Source organism: Leucobacter chironomi DSM 19883 (genome assembly GCF_000421845.1).
Lineage (GTDB): Bacteria > Actinomycetota > Actinomycetes > Actinomycetales > Microbacteriaceae > Leucobacter > Leucobacter chironomi.
In genome coordinates this window covers 23,723-38,271 of the sequence record NZ_ATXU01000011.1, presented here as the reverse complement: position 1 = coordinate 38,271, position 14,549 = coordinate 23,723, and the positions used below count along the sequence as shown (strand labels likewise).

Genomic DNA, 14,549 nt, shown 5'->3' with positions numbered 1-14,549 from the left:
ACTGGGGCGGGTGCCGGTCAGCGCCCGGTGCTGGGCGAGAACTTCTTCGCGACGAAGCGGGCCACGAGGTTGAGCGCCATGACGATGAGGATGAGCACGAGGGCCGCGGCCCACGCCCGCTCCAGGAAGGCCCACGCCGGGTTGCCCTGGTTGGCGAACTGCGTGTACACGTACACCGGCAGCGACTGCATACGGTCGTTGAAGAGGTTGTAGTTCATGCTCGCCGTGAATCCGGCGGTGATGAGCAGCGGCGCGGTCTCGCCGATGACTCGGGAGATCGACAGCATGATGCCGGTGGTGATGCCCGCGATGGAGGTGGGCAGCACCACCTTCATGATCGTCAGCCACTTCGAGACGCCGAGCGCGTACGACGCCTCGCGCAGCTCGTTGGGCACGAGCCGCAGCATCTCCTCGCTCGATCGCACGACGACCGGGATCATCAGCACCGCCAGCGACACGGCGCCGATGATGCCCATGCGCACGCCCGGCCCGAAGAAGAGCGCGAAGGCGGCGTAGGCGAAGAGGCCGGCGACGATCGAGGGGATGCCCGTCATCACGTCGACGAGGAAGGTGATGGTCTTCGCGAGCCGACCGCGGCCGTACTCGACCAGGTAGATGGAGGTCATGAGCCCGAGCGGCACCGAGATGATGGTCGCCGCGAGGGTGATCAGCAGCGTGCCCACCATCGCGTGCAGCGCGCCGCCGCCCTCACCCGTGACGTTGCGCATCGAGGAGTTGAAGAACTCGGGGTCGAGGCGCGCGACGCCGTTGCCCACCACCGTGATCGCCACGGAGATGAGCGGCACCATGGCGAGCAGGAACGCGCCCGTGACGAGGTTCGTGATGAAACGGTCGGTGGCCTGACGGCGGCCCTCGACGGTGGCGGAGATCGTGGTCGTCACCGCGAGATGCAGGATCAGGCCGACGAGCACGGCGCCGACGAGGTTGAACTCGGTGCCGTTCGCGACGGCCAGCAGCCCGAAGAGCGCGAGCGACACGACGAGGCTCGCCAAGAGGATGAACCAGGGCGCGGCCTTCGGCAGCCGGTTGCCGGTGAGCACGGCGCCGGACGAGACGGGGCGGACGGTGAGTGCCATGATCAGTTGGCTCCAGAGAACTCGGCGCGGCGGCTCACGATCCAGCGGGCGACCGCGTTGACGAGGAACGTGACGATGAAGAGGATGAGGCCGGTGGCGATGAGCACGTTGACGTTCTCGCCGTAGGCCTCGGGGAAGGAGAGCGCGATGTTCGCGGCGATCGTCGATGGGTTCTCGCTGGTGAGCAGGCGGAAGCTCACGAGGCCGGTCGCTGAGAGCACCATCGCGACCGCCATCGTCTCGCCGAGGGCGCGGCCGAGGCCGAGCATCGCGGCCGACACGATGCCGGGGCGGCCGAAGGGCAGCACGGCGAGGCGGATCATCTCCCAGCGGGTCGCGCCGAGCGCGAGCGCCGCCTCCTCGTGCAGCACGGGGGCCTGCAGGAAGATCTCGCGGCAGATCGCCGTCATGATCGGCAGCACCATGACGCCCAGCACGAGCGCCGCGGTGAGGATCGTGCGGCCCGTGCCCGAGACGGTGCCGCCGAAGAAGGGGATCCAGCCCAGGTAGGTGTTGAGCCAGACGAAGACGGGCTGCGCTGCGGGGGCGAGCACGCCGATGCCCCACAGGCCGAAGACGACGCTCGGCACGGCGGCGAGCAGGTCGACGATGTAGCCGAGCACCGCGGAGACCTTGCGGGGCGCGTAGTGGGAGATGAAGAGCGCGATCCCGATCGCCAGCGGCAGCGAGATGAGCAGTGCCAGCACCGCGGCCCAGACCGTGCCGAAGATGAGCGGCCACACGTACGACCAGAAGTTGTCGGGCAGCAGCGAGGCGGACTCGTTCGTCGCGACGAAGGCGGGCAGGCTCTGCACGATCAGGAAGATCGCGACCGCCGCCAGGGTGACGAGGATCATGCTGCCGGCGAAGACCGCGGAGCGCGAGAAGATGCGGTCGCCGAGGCTCAGCACAGGCTTGGACGTGGCGGAGGTGGAGGTCACTCGGGCTCCTGGATCGGGGTGTGCGGGAGAGGGATCGGGCCGGGGAGCACCGGCCGCGCGAGGAGCGAGTCGCAGGATCACGCGGATCCTGCGACTCGCCGGTGTTCGCGCAGGCCGACGACTCCCTCCAGCCTGACACGGGGAGAGCGTTACTTGATGGCCGCGATCGCCGGCTCGATCTTGCTGCGCAGATCCGCCGAGATGGGGGCGCTGCCGGCGGCCTCGGCCGCGAGCTTCTGGCCCTCCTCGCTGACGATGTAGCCGAAGTACTCCTTGACGAGCTCGGCGTTGGCCGAGTCCTGGTACTCCTCGCAGCCGATGAGGTAGCTGACGAGCACGATCGGGTAGACGCCCTCGGCGGTGCTGGTGCGGTCGAGCTTGATCGCGATGTCGTGCTCGCCACGGCCCTCCTCGACGGTGGAGGCGTCGACGATCGCGGCGGCGGCCTCGGGGGAGTACTCGACGTACTCCTCGCCGACCTTGATCGCGACGGTGCCGAGGCCCTCGGCGCGCGACGCGTCGGCGTAGCCGATGGTGCCGACGCCGTTGGAGACGGCCTCCACGACGCCCGAGGTGCCCTGGGCGCCCTCGCCGCCGAACTCGGTCGGCCAGCTCTCGATCGAGCCCACGGTCCAGTCGGCGGACGCCGCTGCGGCGAGATACTCGGTGAAGTTGCCGGTCGTGCCCGACTCGTCGGAGCGGTGCACGGCGGTGATGTTCAGATCCGGCAGCGTCGCGTCCGGGTTCTGGCCGGCGATGGCGGGATCGTTCCACTTGGTGATCGAGCCGTTGAAGATCTGCGCGACGGTGGCCGCGTCGAGGTTCAGCGAGTCGACGCCGTCGACGTTGAAGATGATCGCGATGGGCGAGATGTAGGCGGGGAACTCTACGAGCGCGTCGGTGGCGCAGCTGTCGAAGGGGCCGGCGGTGATCTCGTCGGTCTTGAAGGCACGATCGCTGCCCGCGAAGGCGGAGGCGCCCTGCTGGAAGGTCTCGCGGCCCGCGCCGGACCCGGCGGGGTCATAGTTCACGGTGACGTCGGCGTGCGCGGTCTGGAAGCCGGCGACCCAGGCCTCCTGGGCCGAGCCCTGCGACGAGGCGCCGCCGCCCACAAGGGTGCCGGAGAGCGACGAGGCCTGGGCATCGCCCTCGGCCGGTGCGCCCTCGTTCGCGGCGCACGAGGTGAGGGTGAGCGCGGCGATGCCGCCGATGGCGGCGACCTTTGCGAATGCTGAAAGCTTCACGGCGAGTAGGTTCCAATCTCGATCTGACGTGAGGGGATGACCGCGAGCGGCCACAACCTCTACGCTAGGGACGCTTCGTGTCCCGGGGTCTGCCAGCAGGTGAACAGCGGGTGAACTCGCAGTGCTCCCGGCCGGACGCGTCGCGCGATGTAGCATGGTGCGCGTGATTGGGATGAGACGGATCGCGGTGTTCGGGGCGGCGCTTGCGGTGATCGCGGGCGGCATCGGAATGGTGGGGTGCGCCCCCGAGCCGGAGGAGGCCCCGGTCGCGGCCCCCGAGCCGACGGCGACGCCTGAGCCCGAACCGACCCCCGAGCCGCAGCCCGGCGTCGGCCCCGTCTGCCCCACCGACCACTGCGTCAGCGTGGCGGTGTCGGGCGACCTGCTCTTCCACGAGGGCCTCTGGAGCCAGTACGCGATCCCCACCAACGAGGCGGGGCAGAACTTCGACTTCGTGCCGCTGCTCGAAGGGCAGCGCGCCTATCTCGATCGTTCCGACCTGGCGATCTGCCAGATGGAGACTCCGCTGGCGCCGGTCGGCGGCCCCTACGCCGGCTACCCGGCGTTCAGCACACCGCCCGAGCTCGCGGCCGCGGTGAAGAACATCGGCTACGACGTGTGCACGACGGCGTCGAACCACACCGTCGACCAGGGCACCGAGGGTCTCGTGCGCACGCTCGACGTGCTCGACCAGGCGGGCATCGCCCACACCGGCTCGTACCGGGCCGAGGGGGAGCGCGACGTGCCGCTCATCGTCGAGGCGAACGGCGTGAAGATCGCGATCATCACCTCGACGTTCTCGCTCAACGGGCTCTACGCCGACTACGAGTGGCAGGTCGACTACCGGGAGCAGGAGCCGCGGGTCGACCCCGAGCGCGCCATCGCGAAAGCCCAGAAGGCCCGCGAGATGGGCGCGGAGATCGTGATCGGCGTGCAGCACATCGGCGAGGAGTACTGGTCGGAGCCCACGGGGGGTCAGATCGAACTCGCGCACCAGCTGCACGACAGCGGCCAGTTCGACTTCGTCTACCAGCATCACTCCCACTCGGTGCAGCCCTTCGAGAGCTACAACGGCAAGTGGATCCTGTACGGCACCGGCAACACCATCAGCGAGTCGGCGCCGCCCGCGCAACGGGTGAACAACGAGTTCCTGATGGCGCGCGTGCAGTTCGCGAAGCAGGCCGACGGCACGTGGGTCACCAACGATCTCGCCTGGAATGCCGCCACGAACATGCAGGACGGCCGCTACAAGTGGTGCTCGGTGATGCCGGATCAGCCGCAGGGCGTGTGCCAGTCGCCCGAGATCGACGCGGGGGTGCTGGAGCGCACGCGCGCCACGGCCAACGCGATGGGCGCGGCCGACTTCGGTGCCCGGGAGTGGCTGATCACCCAGGAGTGAGCCCGGCGGCCCCTTGCGCCGAGGGCGACGCTTTCAGCGAGCCTGACTGTTCCAGGGGCGCTGAAAGCGTCGTTCTCGCCGGAATCGTCGCTCTCGCCGGGCCGGGCTGGGCCAGGCCTCGCCGGGCCGCGCCCCGCGGCTTCAGTGCTTGATGGGGTAGGTCTCGACCGCCACGATGCCGGCTTCGGGGCGGCTGCGCGAGAAGTGCAGCACCGAGAACCCGGCGGGGGGCAGCGCGGCCGCCTCCGCGAGGTAGCGGCCCTGCGGGCTGCCGGTGGCGAGGGCCAGCTCGCGCGCCAGATCGGGCAGCACGGGCCGGTGGCTGCAGAGGATCGTGTTGCGGCCGCGCCCGACTACCTTCGCGACGAGCTTGCGCAGCGAGCCGAGGTCGCCCTCGTCCCAGCGGTCCTGGCTGAGCGAGCGCTTCGCGCGCACCCGCTTGCCGAGGCGCTCGGCGAGCGGCGCCACGGTCGACAGGCACCGCACCGCGGTGGACGAGTAGATGCGGCGGGGGCCGAAGGCCTGCAGCATCGGCACCAGGGTCTCGGCCTGCGCCTCGCCGATATCGGCGAGCGGGCGCAGGTGATCGACGGGGAAGGCCTCGCCGCGGGGTTCGGCCTTCGCGTGCCGCAGCAGCGTGACCGAGAAGGTGTCGACGAGGTCGTGGTCGGCGAGCTGCAGGAACACGTCGTACAGCTCGCGGTCGGCGGCGTAGCTCAGGCGCTCGCGCGCCTCCTCGGCCGGCACCCACTCGATGGCCTGCACCTCGTCGCCCGGCACGAACTTCGCGCTCGCCTCGGCCTTCGCGGTGACCTTCGCCGCCCAGTACTGCACCGTCTTCGAACGGCCGCCGCTGAGCGCGTAGTGGATCGTGCCGAGGTTGACGCCGAGGCGCACCCGGTAGCCCGTCTCCTCGTGGGTTTCCCGCACGGCCGCCTGCGGCATGCTCTCGCCGGGGTCGAGCTTGCCCTTGGGGAACGACACGTCGCGCTGCTTGGCGCGGTGGATGAGCAGCACGAGGATGCGCGGATCGCCGTGCTCGTCGTACACCCGCCGCCAGCAGACGGTGCCCGCCGCCAGCACCTCGGTCGGCCGGCCGGTCGCGTCGACGGGGGCCGGGTTCTTCCTCGGGCGTTTCTTCGTGGCCGTCGGGCTCACCGGCTTCTCCGGGAACGGGCTTCGGTGCGGTCGATCATCACGAGGTCTTGCAGATCGGGCAGCGGTTCGCCCTCCTCGCTCACCACCCGGCGCTGCCAGCTGCCGTCGGGCAGCATGCGCCACGACGACACGTCGTCGCTGAACGCGAAGGCGAAGAATCGGTCGATGCGGGCTAGGTGCTCGCGATCTTCGAGGCGCACGAGCACCTCGATGCGGCGGTCGAGGTTGCGGTGCATGAGGTCGGCGCTGCCGATGAACACCTCGCGCTCGCCCGCGTTCTCGAAGGCGTAGATGCGGGAGTGCTCGAGGTAGCGGCCGAGCACCGAGCGCACCCTGATGTTCTCGGAGAGCCCCGGCACACCGGCGCGGATCGAGCAGATGCCGCGCACCCAGACCTCGATGGGCACACCGTCCTGGCCGGCGCGGTAGAGCGCGTCGATGATGGCCTCGTCGACCATCGAGTTGGCCTTCAGCTTGATGCCGCTCGGACGGCCTGCGCGGGCGTGCTCGGCCTCGCGCTCGATGCGTTCAAGCAGACCGCTGCGCAGCTGCAGCGGCGCGACGAGCAGTCGGTCGTAGTCGGTCTCGATGGCGTAGCCCGACAGCACGTTGAACAGCTTGGTCACGTCGCGGCCCACCTCGGGCGACGAGGTGAACAGACCGAAGTCTTCGTAGATGCGGCTGGTCTTCGGGTTGTAGTTGCCGGTGCCGATGTGGCAGTAGTGGGCGAGGCGGCCCTGCTCTTCGCGGATCACGTGCACGAGCTTGCAGTGGGTCTTGAAGCCGACGAGGCCGTAGACGACGTGCACGCCGGCCTGCTCCAGCTTGCGGGCCCACGTGATGTTGGCCTCCTCATCGAAGCGGGCCTTCACCTCGACGAGCGCGAGCACCTGCTTGCCGGCCTCGGCCGCCTTGATGAGCGAGGCGACGATGGGGCTGTCGCCGGAGGTGCGGTAGAGGGTCTGCTTGATGGCGAGCACGTCCGGGTCGGTCGCGGCCTGCTCGACGAAGGCCTGCACGCTCGTCGAGAACGACTCGTAGGGGTGGTGCACGAGCACCTCGCGCCGGGCGATCGCCCCGAACACGTCGGGCTTCTCGCTGGGCGAGTTGGTGCGGAACTGCGGGTGCGTGACCGGGATGTGCGGCTTGAACTTGAGGTCGGGGCGGCGGATGCCCGAGAGCGCGAAGAGCCCGCTGAGATCGAGCGGCGCTGGCAGCGTGTAGACCTGCTCCTCGTCGATGTCGAACTCGGTGACGAGCAGCCCCAGGGTGGCTTCGTCCATGTCGTCGGAGATCTCGAGGCGGATCGGCGGGCCGAAACGGCGGCGCAGCAGCTCCTTCTCGAGCGCCTGGATGAGGTTCTCGGTTTCGTCCTCCTCGATCTCCATGTCTTCGTTGCGGGTGACGCGGAAGACGTGGTGGTCGAGCACCTTCATGCCGGGGAACAGGCCGTCGAGCTGGTTGGCGATCAGTTCTTCGAGCGCGATGAAGCGCACGTCGTCGATGCTCTCGCGCTGATCCACCCGCACGTAGCGCGGGATCATCTGCGGCACCTTGAGCCTCGCGAACTCGACCTTGTCGGTGCGCGGGTTGAGCACCCGGATCGAGAGGTTGAGGGCGCGACCCGAGATGTAGGGGAACGGGTGCGCCGGATCGACCGCGAGCGGCATGAGGATCGGGTAGATGCGCTGCTCGTAGTAGTCGGTGAGGTGGGCGCGGTCGGCGGCGTCGAGCTGCTCCCAGTCGACCACGCGCACGCCGGCCTCGGCGAGTCCCGGCTGCACCTGGTCGCGGAAGCAGCGCGCGTGGCGCAGCTGCAGCTCGTAGGCGGTGCGGTTGATGTCGGAGAGCACGTCGGTGGGGGCGCGGCCCACATTGGTGGGCAGCGCGAGGCCCGTCACGATGCGGCGCTTGAGACCCGCGACGCGTACCATGAAGAACTCGTCGAGGTTCGACGCGAAGATGGCGAGGAAGTTGGCGCGCTCGAGCAGCGGCACCCCGGGATCCTCGGCGAGTTCGAGCACGCGCTGGTTGAAGGCGAGCCAGCTCAGCTCGCGATCGATGTAGCGGTCGGCGGGCAGCTCTGCTCGATCGACGGCGATCTCTCGGGTGTCTTCGGTCATGCGTCCATTGTGTCATCGACCCCTGACGAAGCCGGCCTCGCCCACTGACGGCTGCGTGAATCGACGGTGAACGACGCGTGCTCGTACAGGCGCACCGCGCGCTCGTTCTCGCCGTCGACGTAGAGCGTGACACGGTCGGGCGAGTGCTGCGCCATGCGCGCGAGCGTCACGTCGAGCAGCAGCCGGCCGAGTCCGCGGCCGGCGTGCTCGGGCCGCACCCCCACCGCGTAGAGCTCGCACTCGACCTCGTCGTCGCCGCGCACCGTCTTGATCCAGGTGGATCCGGCGAGCTCTGCGCCGGGGTCCTCGGCGAGCAGGATCAGGTCGCTCGGCTCGAACCACGGCTCTTGACGCATGAGCGCGAAGTCGGCCTCCGTGATCCGCCCCTGCTCCGGATGCGTCGCGAACGCGGCCGCGTTCGCCCGCACCCAAGCGCCGGCGTCGGCGGGCCGCTCGGGGTCGAAGGCCCGCAGCCGCAGCCCCGACGGCGCGGGCACGGCGAGCGGATCGCGCCCATCGGAGGGCAGCAGCGCCGGATCGAGCGCCATGCGGAACAGCGAGCGGACCGGGGCGAACCCCGCGCGCGAGAGCAGCGCCTCGGCCGCCGGGTTCTCGCCGTGGGCCCAGGCGCGCAGCTCGCCGTCCGCGCGCGCGAGCGTCTGCGCGAGCGCGGCCGAGCCGATGCCGCGCCCCCGCTCGGAGGGGCGCACCGCGAGGTCGATCTCGCCCTGCCCGATGATCCCGATCGCAACGGGTGCGGCCGCTTCGCCCGCGGCGCCCCCCGCCTCCGAGAACCGGAGCAGCGCCCGCTGGCCCTGCGCCGCTGCCAGCACCGCCTGGTCCGACACCGGCGAGGAACCGTCGTGGGCCTCCGCCTCGGCGATCAGCGCGCGAGCCTCCGCGAGCGCCCGATCCGATGCGCCTTCAGCGGCCTCGAGACGTGCAGACATCTACTCCTCCTCTGCTGCGGCGCGGGCCCGCGCGAAGCCGTACCCCACGCCTCGCACCGTGCTGATGAGCCCCTCGTGCTCACCCAGTTTCGCCCGCAGGCGGCGCACGTGAACGTCGACCGTGCGCGTGCCGCCGAAGTAGTCGGTGCCCCACACCTCGCCGAGCAGCTGCTCGCGGGTGAACACCCGTCCCGGATGCCCCGCGAGGAAGTGCAGCAGCTCGAACTCCTTGTAGGTGAGGTCGAGCGGGCGGCCGAACAGCCGCGCGGTGAAGTTGGACTCGTCAATGACAACGCCCGCGGCCTGGACCGCGGGCGGGGGAGCGGCGGAGGCCGAAGCCGGCCGGCCGAGGAGGCGCAGGCGCAACTCGACCTCGGCGGGGCTGGCGGTCGGCAGCAGCAGCTCGCTGACGCCCCACTCGCGGGTCAGGGCGGTGAGCGCGAGCTCGGGCAGGATCACGACGCGCGGCGTCTCGACGCCCTCGGCGAGCGCCAGGCAGGCCGTGCGGGCGCGGCGCGCATCGAGCGTGCCGTCGACGAGGATCGCATCGAAGCGGGCCGCCATCGTCTCTGGCACGCGCAGCGACAGCGGCGAGGTGCGCACCTCGTGCGGCAGCAGGTCGAGGGCCGGCAGGGCGTCGGCGGGATCGCGATCGGCGAGGCAGAGCAGCTGCATGGACCGTCTCCCTCCGCTGTGCATTCAACCCGAGGCCATATTACTGCGGGCACTGTTTCGCCGTCGTTTCGCTCGCGTTTCGGCGGTGACGATGCGGGCGTGACGCCGCTCGACCCCCGCCGGCGGGCGCTGTGGAAGAATGGGGGTGTGATCGATCCCGTGCAGCCCGATGCCCCGGAGATGCCCGACGTGCAGTCGTGGCACCTCCCGCGCATGATCGTCGCGTGGGCCGTGGCGGCCGTCATCGGCACGCTGGTGACGCTGCTCGTTCCGCAGGAGGGCCGCTTCGCCTGGCTGGCGTTCGCCGTCGGGGCGAGCACGCTCGTGACCTTCGCGCTGCAGCTGGGCACCGCGCAGCGGGAGGGCTTCATCACCCGGGTCTCGTTCAGCGTGGCCGGATCGGTGGTGCTGATCGCGGTGATCGACGTGATCGGGATGCTGCTCGGCTAGTCGCTGGCAGTTGTCGGTGTCGTTGTCGTTGTCGCTGCCTTGGCCGATCGGGCGCCGCCGCCGCGCCGCCGCCGGCCCGGTGTAATAGACTGGCGGCATGCTTCTCGCTCTCGAACTCTTCTTTCTCGGCCTCCTCGGTCTCGCCGGCGTCGCGATCGCGTGGATCTCGGGCACCGTCGTCTACAAGCTCTTCAAGGGGCAGCGCTAATCACCTGCTCGCTGCTCGTATCGTGAGCGGGAGGTACTGATGTCCTCGTTCCTGGAGCTTCCGGGCGCGGTCGCGGATCCGGCGGGTGTGGCCGCCCACTACGGCGAGCCGCTGCCCGAGCAGCGCGCGCTCGAGGCCGGCGCTGCGATCGTCGATCTGTCGCACCGCGGCGTCGTCACCGTTTCAGGGCCCGACCGTCTGAGCTGGCTGCACTCGATGACGAGTCAGCAGCTGGTGGGTCTGCGTCCCGGCGAGAGCACCGAGACGCTGCTGCTCGACCCGAACGGGCGGATCGAGCGAGCGATCCGCGTGGTCGACGATGGTGAGCGCAGCTGGTTGCTCGTCGACGAGGGATCGGCAGAGCCGCTCACCGCCTTCCTGCAGCGTATGCGCTTCGCGCTGCGCGTCGAGGTGCACGACGTCTCGGCCGAGTACGCGACGGTGCTCGCGTTCACCGGCGGCGGGCCTGCGGCGGAAGCGCTGCGCGGACTGTCGCCCGCTGCGGAATGGCAGGACCCCTGGGCGGCCGTGACCGTCGGCGGCGTGCAGTACGCGAGAGCGCACGGGCACGCCTCGGAGGGCTGGGCGGTGTCGCAGTTCGTGTTCGCGCGCGAGGATCTGCCGGCCATCGCTGCGCTGGTGGGCGAGGGCGCGCTGCGCGCGGCGGGCCTGCTCGCGCTTGAAGCGCTGGAGGTGCGCGCCTGGCGCCCGGCGCAGCACGCCGACGTGGACGAGCGCGCGATCCCCCACGAGTTCGACTGGCTGCGCACGGCGGTGCACCTGACGAAGGGCTGCTACCGCGGGCAGGAGACCGTGGCGAAGGTGCACAACCTGGGGCATCCGCCGCGGCGCCTCGCCATGCTGCACCTCGACGGCTCGGGCGGTGAGCTGCCCGTAGCCGGTGCGCTCGTCTACCGCGCGTCCGCGCCGGGGGAGGCCCGCGACCCCGAGGCCCGCCCGGTGGGGCGCGTCACCCGCGCCGCGCTGCACCACGAGTGGGGCGGGATCGCGCTCGCGCTGCTCAAGCGCGCACTCCCGGAGGACGCCGCGCTCGAGGTCGAGCTGGCCGACTCCGCGGAACGGGTCGCCGCCGCGCAGGAGCCGATCGTTCCCGCCGATGCGGGGGCGACGCGCGACATACCGCGGCTCAAGCGCCTCTGACCGGGCCGCCGCGGACGCCGCCGCTGACCTCATAGACTGGAGCCATGACGAACAAGCTGATCCTGCTCCGTCACGGGCAGAGCGACTGGAACCAGAAGAACCTGTTCACCGGTTGGGTGGACGTGCGACTGACCGAGCAGGGGCGCGGCGAGGCGGCTCGCGCGGGCGAGCTGCTCGCCGAGTCGGGCGTGCTGCCGGACGTGCTGCACACCTCGGTGCTGAGCCGGGCCATTCAGACGGCCAACCTCGCTCTCGACAGCGCTGATCGGCTGTGGATCCCGGTGCGTCGCTCCTGGCGTCTGAACGAGCGCCACTACGGCGCGCTGCAGGGGCTCGACAAGTCCGAGACTCTGCAGAAGTACGGAGAGGAGCAGTTCATGGAGTGGCGCCGTTCCTTCGATACGCCGCCGCCCGTGCTCGACGACTCGAGCGAGTGGTCGCAGGCGAACGACCCGCGCTACGCGGGCATCGACGGCGAGCAGCCGCGCACGGAGTGCCTGAAGGACGTCGTCGAGCGGCTGGTGCCCTATTGGGAGGGTGAGATCCTGCCCGATCTGAACGCGGGCAGGACCGTGCTCGTGACCGCTCACGGCAACTCGCTGCGCGCGCTCGTGAAGCACCTCGAGGGCATCTCGGATGCTGACATCGCGGGCCTCAACATCCCCACCGGCATGCCGCTCGTCTACGACATCAACGAAGACGGGACGCCCGTCGGCGCGGGTCGCTACCTCGATCCCGAGGCCGCTGCGGCCGGTGCGGCCGCGGTCGCCGCGCAGGGCAAGCACTGACGGTCGAATCCCGGCCCGAACGCGAAAGGGCCCCTCGTGAGAGGGGCCCTTTCGCGTATTCCGAGTGCGAGTCGGATCAGCGCTCGGTGCGGTCGTCGGACGAGTCGTCCTCGTCGTCGGCGTTGTACTTGCTGGCGTACTCTTCCCACGCATCCTCGTCGGAGCCGTGGTGCGAACTCTGAGCGAGTTCGCGTTGGAGCTGTGAAAGGTCGGTATTGGGACTGAAATACTTCAGCTCCCTGGCGACCTTGGTGTGCTTTGCCTTCTGACGGCCGCGCCCCATGCGTGACCCCCTTACACATTCAGGCCTCGCGGGCGATCTTCCGCGAGGCAGGTACTTATACAAATAGACGTATGGAGCAGATTCTAGCAGATCGCGCGGCCCGCAAGGTGCGCCCATTACGATGAAGGCATGACCTCCCGACGCCCCCGCACCACCAGGATTCTGCTCGTCGCGGTTCTGGCGATCGCGGTCCTCGTCCTGGCGGGCGCGCTCGCCGTGCTGCTGCCGATCCTCACCCATCAGAGCGCGGGCGGGTCGGGGCAGCAGGTGCCCGAGACCTTCGTCTCGCAGACGACCGCAGAAGGAGCGGACGGTCGCGAGCGCGAGCTGAGCGTCGAATCGGCCGACGGGAAGCCGGTCGCCCTCGACGCCCTGCGCCCCGGAGACGAGCTCGTGGTGCGGGGCAGCGGCTTTGATGCCGGTATCGGCATATATGTGGCGATCTGTGCGATTCCGCAGCAGGAGGGCGGCAAGCCGGGACCGTGCCTCGGCGGGATCCCCGAGGGCGCGCAGGAGGGCACGGCCGACACCTCCGCGCTGTCGAGCGTGTGGATCACCGACGACTGGGCGTGGCAAGCCTTCGCGACGCAGCGCTACGACGACCCGCGGACGGGCGCCTTCACCGCCGAGCTCACTGTTCCGGAAGCGGCAGTCGACGGCCTCGACTGCCGCGAGACCCGATGCGCGATCGCGACCCGCGCCGACCACACCGCCGCACGGGACCGGGTGCAGGACATGCTCCTGCCGGTGGCCTTCGCGAAGTAGCCGGCCTCAGTGCGCGAGCGGCGCGATCACCAGGGTCGCGACCGTGTAGATGGCGAGACCCGCGAGCGCGCCGACGACCGTGCCGTTGATGCGGATGAACTGCAGATCCTTGCCCACCTGCAGCTCGATCTTCTCGGCGGCCTCCTGCGCATCCCAGCGCTGCACGGTCTCGGTGATGACGCCCGCGATATCGCTGCGGTAGTTGCGCACGAGGTGCTCGACCACTCCCATCACCCACACGTCGATCTTGTACTGGAGGGTCGGGTCGTCGAGCAGTTTGCGGCCGAAGTCCTGCACGGCCGAGTCGATCCGCGTCCGCAGCTCGCTCCGCGGATCCTCGAGCATCGAAACGAGCGCGGCGCGGGCGGTCTCCCAGGTGCTCGCGGCGACGGCCCGGATGCGCGGACTGTCGAAGACCTCGTGCTTGAAGGCCTCGAGCTGCTCCTGCAGCCGCGGCTGCTGCTGCAGGTCTCGGGCGAGATCCGCGAGGAACCGCGCGATCGCGAGACGGAACGGGTGCTCGGGATCGGCGCCGACCCGCTGGGCGAACTTCACGGTCTCGGCGTGCAGACGGTCGTCGACGAAGCGGTCCACGATGCTCGGCACCCAGGAGGGGAGGCGCGAGGACACCACGCGGTCGAACGCCTCGGGGTGCGAGACCAGCCACTCCTCGATGCGCGAGGCGGCGATGTCGATGAGCGCCTGCTGGTGACCGCCGGCCACGAACGACTCCGCCGTGCGCCCGAGCAGCGGCCCCCATTCGGGTTCGACGACGTGCCGGCGCACGAGCAGCTCGATGAGCTCCTGCACGTCGTTGTCGTCGAGCACCGTCAGGGCGCCGAGCCCCGCGCTCGTCACCATGTCGCCCACGCGCTCCGCGTTGGGGCGCTGCGACAGCCACTCGCCGGCGTGCCGCGCCCCGCTGATGCCCGCGAGCTTGTCGTGCACGACGTCGTCGGCGAGGAAGTTCTCCTCGACGAAACCGCCGAGGCCGGCGCCGATGTCGTCCTTCTTGCTCGAGATGAGGTTGGTGTGCGGAATCTTCAGGCCGAGCGGATGCCGGAAGAGCGCCGTCACCGCGAACCAGTCGGCGAGCGCACCCACCATGCCGCCCTCGCTCGCCGCCCGCACGAACCCGAGCCACGGGTAGCGGGTCTGCAATGCGAACGAGATCACGAACACGACCGCCATGCCGATGAGCAGGGCCACGGCGAGGCGCTGCATGCGGCGCAGCTCGGCGAGCCGTTCGAAGTCTGCGGGGGAGACGGCCCCCAGGGTGCGGTGGGTGCGAGGCGACGGCATCTCAG

At 70.2% G+C, this 14,549-nt stretch carries 14 protein-coding genes; 5 read left to right on the top strand and 9 right to left on the bottom strand.

Annotation, left to right across the window (positions count from 1 at the left end; all coding sequences use genetic code 11):
* Positions 1-17: 17 nt before the first annotated feature.
* The 3 genes from pstA to pstS form a co-directional block, all read right to left on the bottom strand.
* Positions 18-1,097 carry a phosphate ABC transporter permease PstA gene (gene pstA / locus H629_RS0111915; RefSeq protein ID WP_024357480.1) on the bottom strand — a complete coding sequence of 360 codons (1,080 nt, stop codon included), beginning with the start codon at positions 1,095-1,097 and terminating at the stop codon, positions 18-20.
* A gap of 2 nt (positions 1,098-1,099) precedes the next feature.
* Entirely contained in the window at positions 1,100-2,038 is a 939-nt protein-coding gene (gene pstC / locus H629_RS0111910; protein ID WP_024357479.1) for a phosphate ABC transporter permease subunit PstC, read from the bottom strand.
* 149 nt (positions 2,039-2,187) lie between these two features.
* Entirely contained in the window at positions 2,188-3,282 is a 1,095-nt protein-coding gene (gene pstS / locus H629_RS0111905; protein ID WP_024357478.1) for a phosphate ABC transporter substrate-binding protein PstS, read from the bottom strand.
* A 172-nt stretch (positions 3,283-3,454) separates the two neighbouring features.
* On the opposite strand from pstS, the gene H629_RS0111900 reads away from it, so the two are divergent.
* Positions 3,455-4,681 carry a CapA family protein gene (locus H629_RS0111900; RefSeq protein WP_029746928.1) on the top strand — a complete coding sequence of 409 codons (1,227 nt, stop codon included), beginning with the start codon at positions 3,455-3,457 and terminating at the stop codon, positions 4,679-4,681.
* Between the two features lie 141 nt (positions 4,682-4,822).
* Here the strand turns inward: H629_RS0111900 and H629_RS0111895 are convergent, their stop codons facing one another.
* The 4 genes from H629_RS0111895 to H629_RS0111880 are packed head-to-tail and all read right to left on the bottom strand — an operon-like array spanning position 4,823 to position 9,587.
* Positions 4,823-5,839 carry an NUDIX hydrolase gene (locus H629_RS0111895; RefSeq protein ID WP_024357476.1) on the bottom strand — a complete coding sequence of 339 codons (1,017 nt, stop codon included), beginning with the start codon at positions 5,837-5,839 and terminating at the stop codon, positions 4,823-4,825.
* Entirely contained in the window at positions 5,836-7,962 is a 2,127-nt protein-coding gene (locus H629_RS0111890) for an RNA degradosome polyphosphate kinase (protein WP_024357475.1), read from the bottom strand. Before H629_RS0111890 ends, H629_RS0111895 begins: the two co-directional genes overlap by 4 nt.
* Complete coding sequence (gene mshD / locus H629_RS0111885; protein WP_024357474.1) at positions 7,959-8,912, bottom strand: mycothiol synthase; 954 nt, start codon at positions 8,910-8,912, stop codon at positions 7,959-7,961. The genes H629_RS0111890 and mshD overlap by 4 nt, the downstream gene beginning before the upstream one ends.
* On the bottom strand, positions 8,913-9,587 hold the full coding sequence (locus tag H629_RS0111880) for a winged helix-turn-helix transcriptional regulator (RefSeq protein ID WP_024357473.1): 675 nt from the start codon (positions 9,585-9,587) through the stop codon (positions 8,913-8,915).
* A gap of 147 nt (positions 9,588-9,734) precedes the next feature.
* Between H629_RS0111880 and H629_RS0111875 the strand changes: the two genes are divergently transcribed.
* The 3 genes from H629_RS0111875 to H629_RS0111860 all read left to right on the top strand — a co-directional run bounded on the left by H629_RS0111875 (position 9,735) and on the right by H629_RS0111860 (position 12,194).
* Positions 9,735-10,037, top strand: a complete 303-nt coding sequence (locus H629_RS0111875) for a hypothetical protein (RefSeq protein ID WP_024357472.1) — start codon at positions 9,735-9,737, stop codon at positions 10,035-10,037.
* A 247-nt stretch (positions 10,038-10,284) separates the two neighbouring features.
* Positions 10,285-11,406: a CAF17-like 4Fe-4S cluster assembly/insertion protein YgfZ gene (gene ygfZ / locus H629_RS0111865; protein ID WP_024357471.1), complete on the top strand. Its 1,122-nt coding sequence runs from the start codon at positions 10,285-10,287 to the stop codon at positions 11,404-11,406.
* A 44-nt stretch (positions 11,407-11,450) separates the two neighbouring features.
* Positions 11,451-12,194: a phosphoglyceromutase gene (locus tag H629_RS0111860; protein ID WP_024357470.1), complete on the top strand. Its 744-nt coding sequence runs from the start codon at positions 11,451-11,453 to the stop codon at positions 12,192-12,194.
* A gap of 76 nt (positions 12,195-12,270) precedes the next feature.
* Here H629_RS0111860 and H629_RS0111855 read toward each other — a convergent pair whose 3' ends face one another.
* Complete coding sequence (locus H629_RS0111855) at positions 12,271-12,477, bottom strand: DUF3073 domain-containing protein (RefSeq protein ID WP_024357469.1); 207 nt, start codon at positions 12,475-12,477, stop codon at positions 12,271-12,273.
* Between the two features lie 129 nt (positions 12,478-12,606).
* Here H629_RS0111855 and H629_RS0111850 point away from each other — a divergent pair, with 129 nt between their 5' ends.
* The gene (locus H629_RS0111850) at positions 12,607-13,242 is read left to right on the top strand and encodes a hypothetical protein (RefSeq protein ID WP_024357468.1); all 636 of its coding nucleotides are present in this window, start codon (positions 12,607-12,609) and stop codon (positions 13,240-13,242) included.
* A 6-nt stretch (positions 13,243-13,248) separates the two neighbouring features.
* On the opposite strand, the gene H629_RS0111845 is transcribed toward H629_RS0111850, so the two are convergent.
* Positions 13,249-14,544: a DUF445 domain-containing protein gene (locus H629_RS0111845; protein ID WP_024357467.1), complete on the bottom strand. Its 1,296-nt coding sequence runs from the start codon at positions 14,542-14,544 to the stop codon at positions 13,249-13,251.
* Positions 14,545-14,549 lie beyond the last annotated feature (5 nt).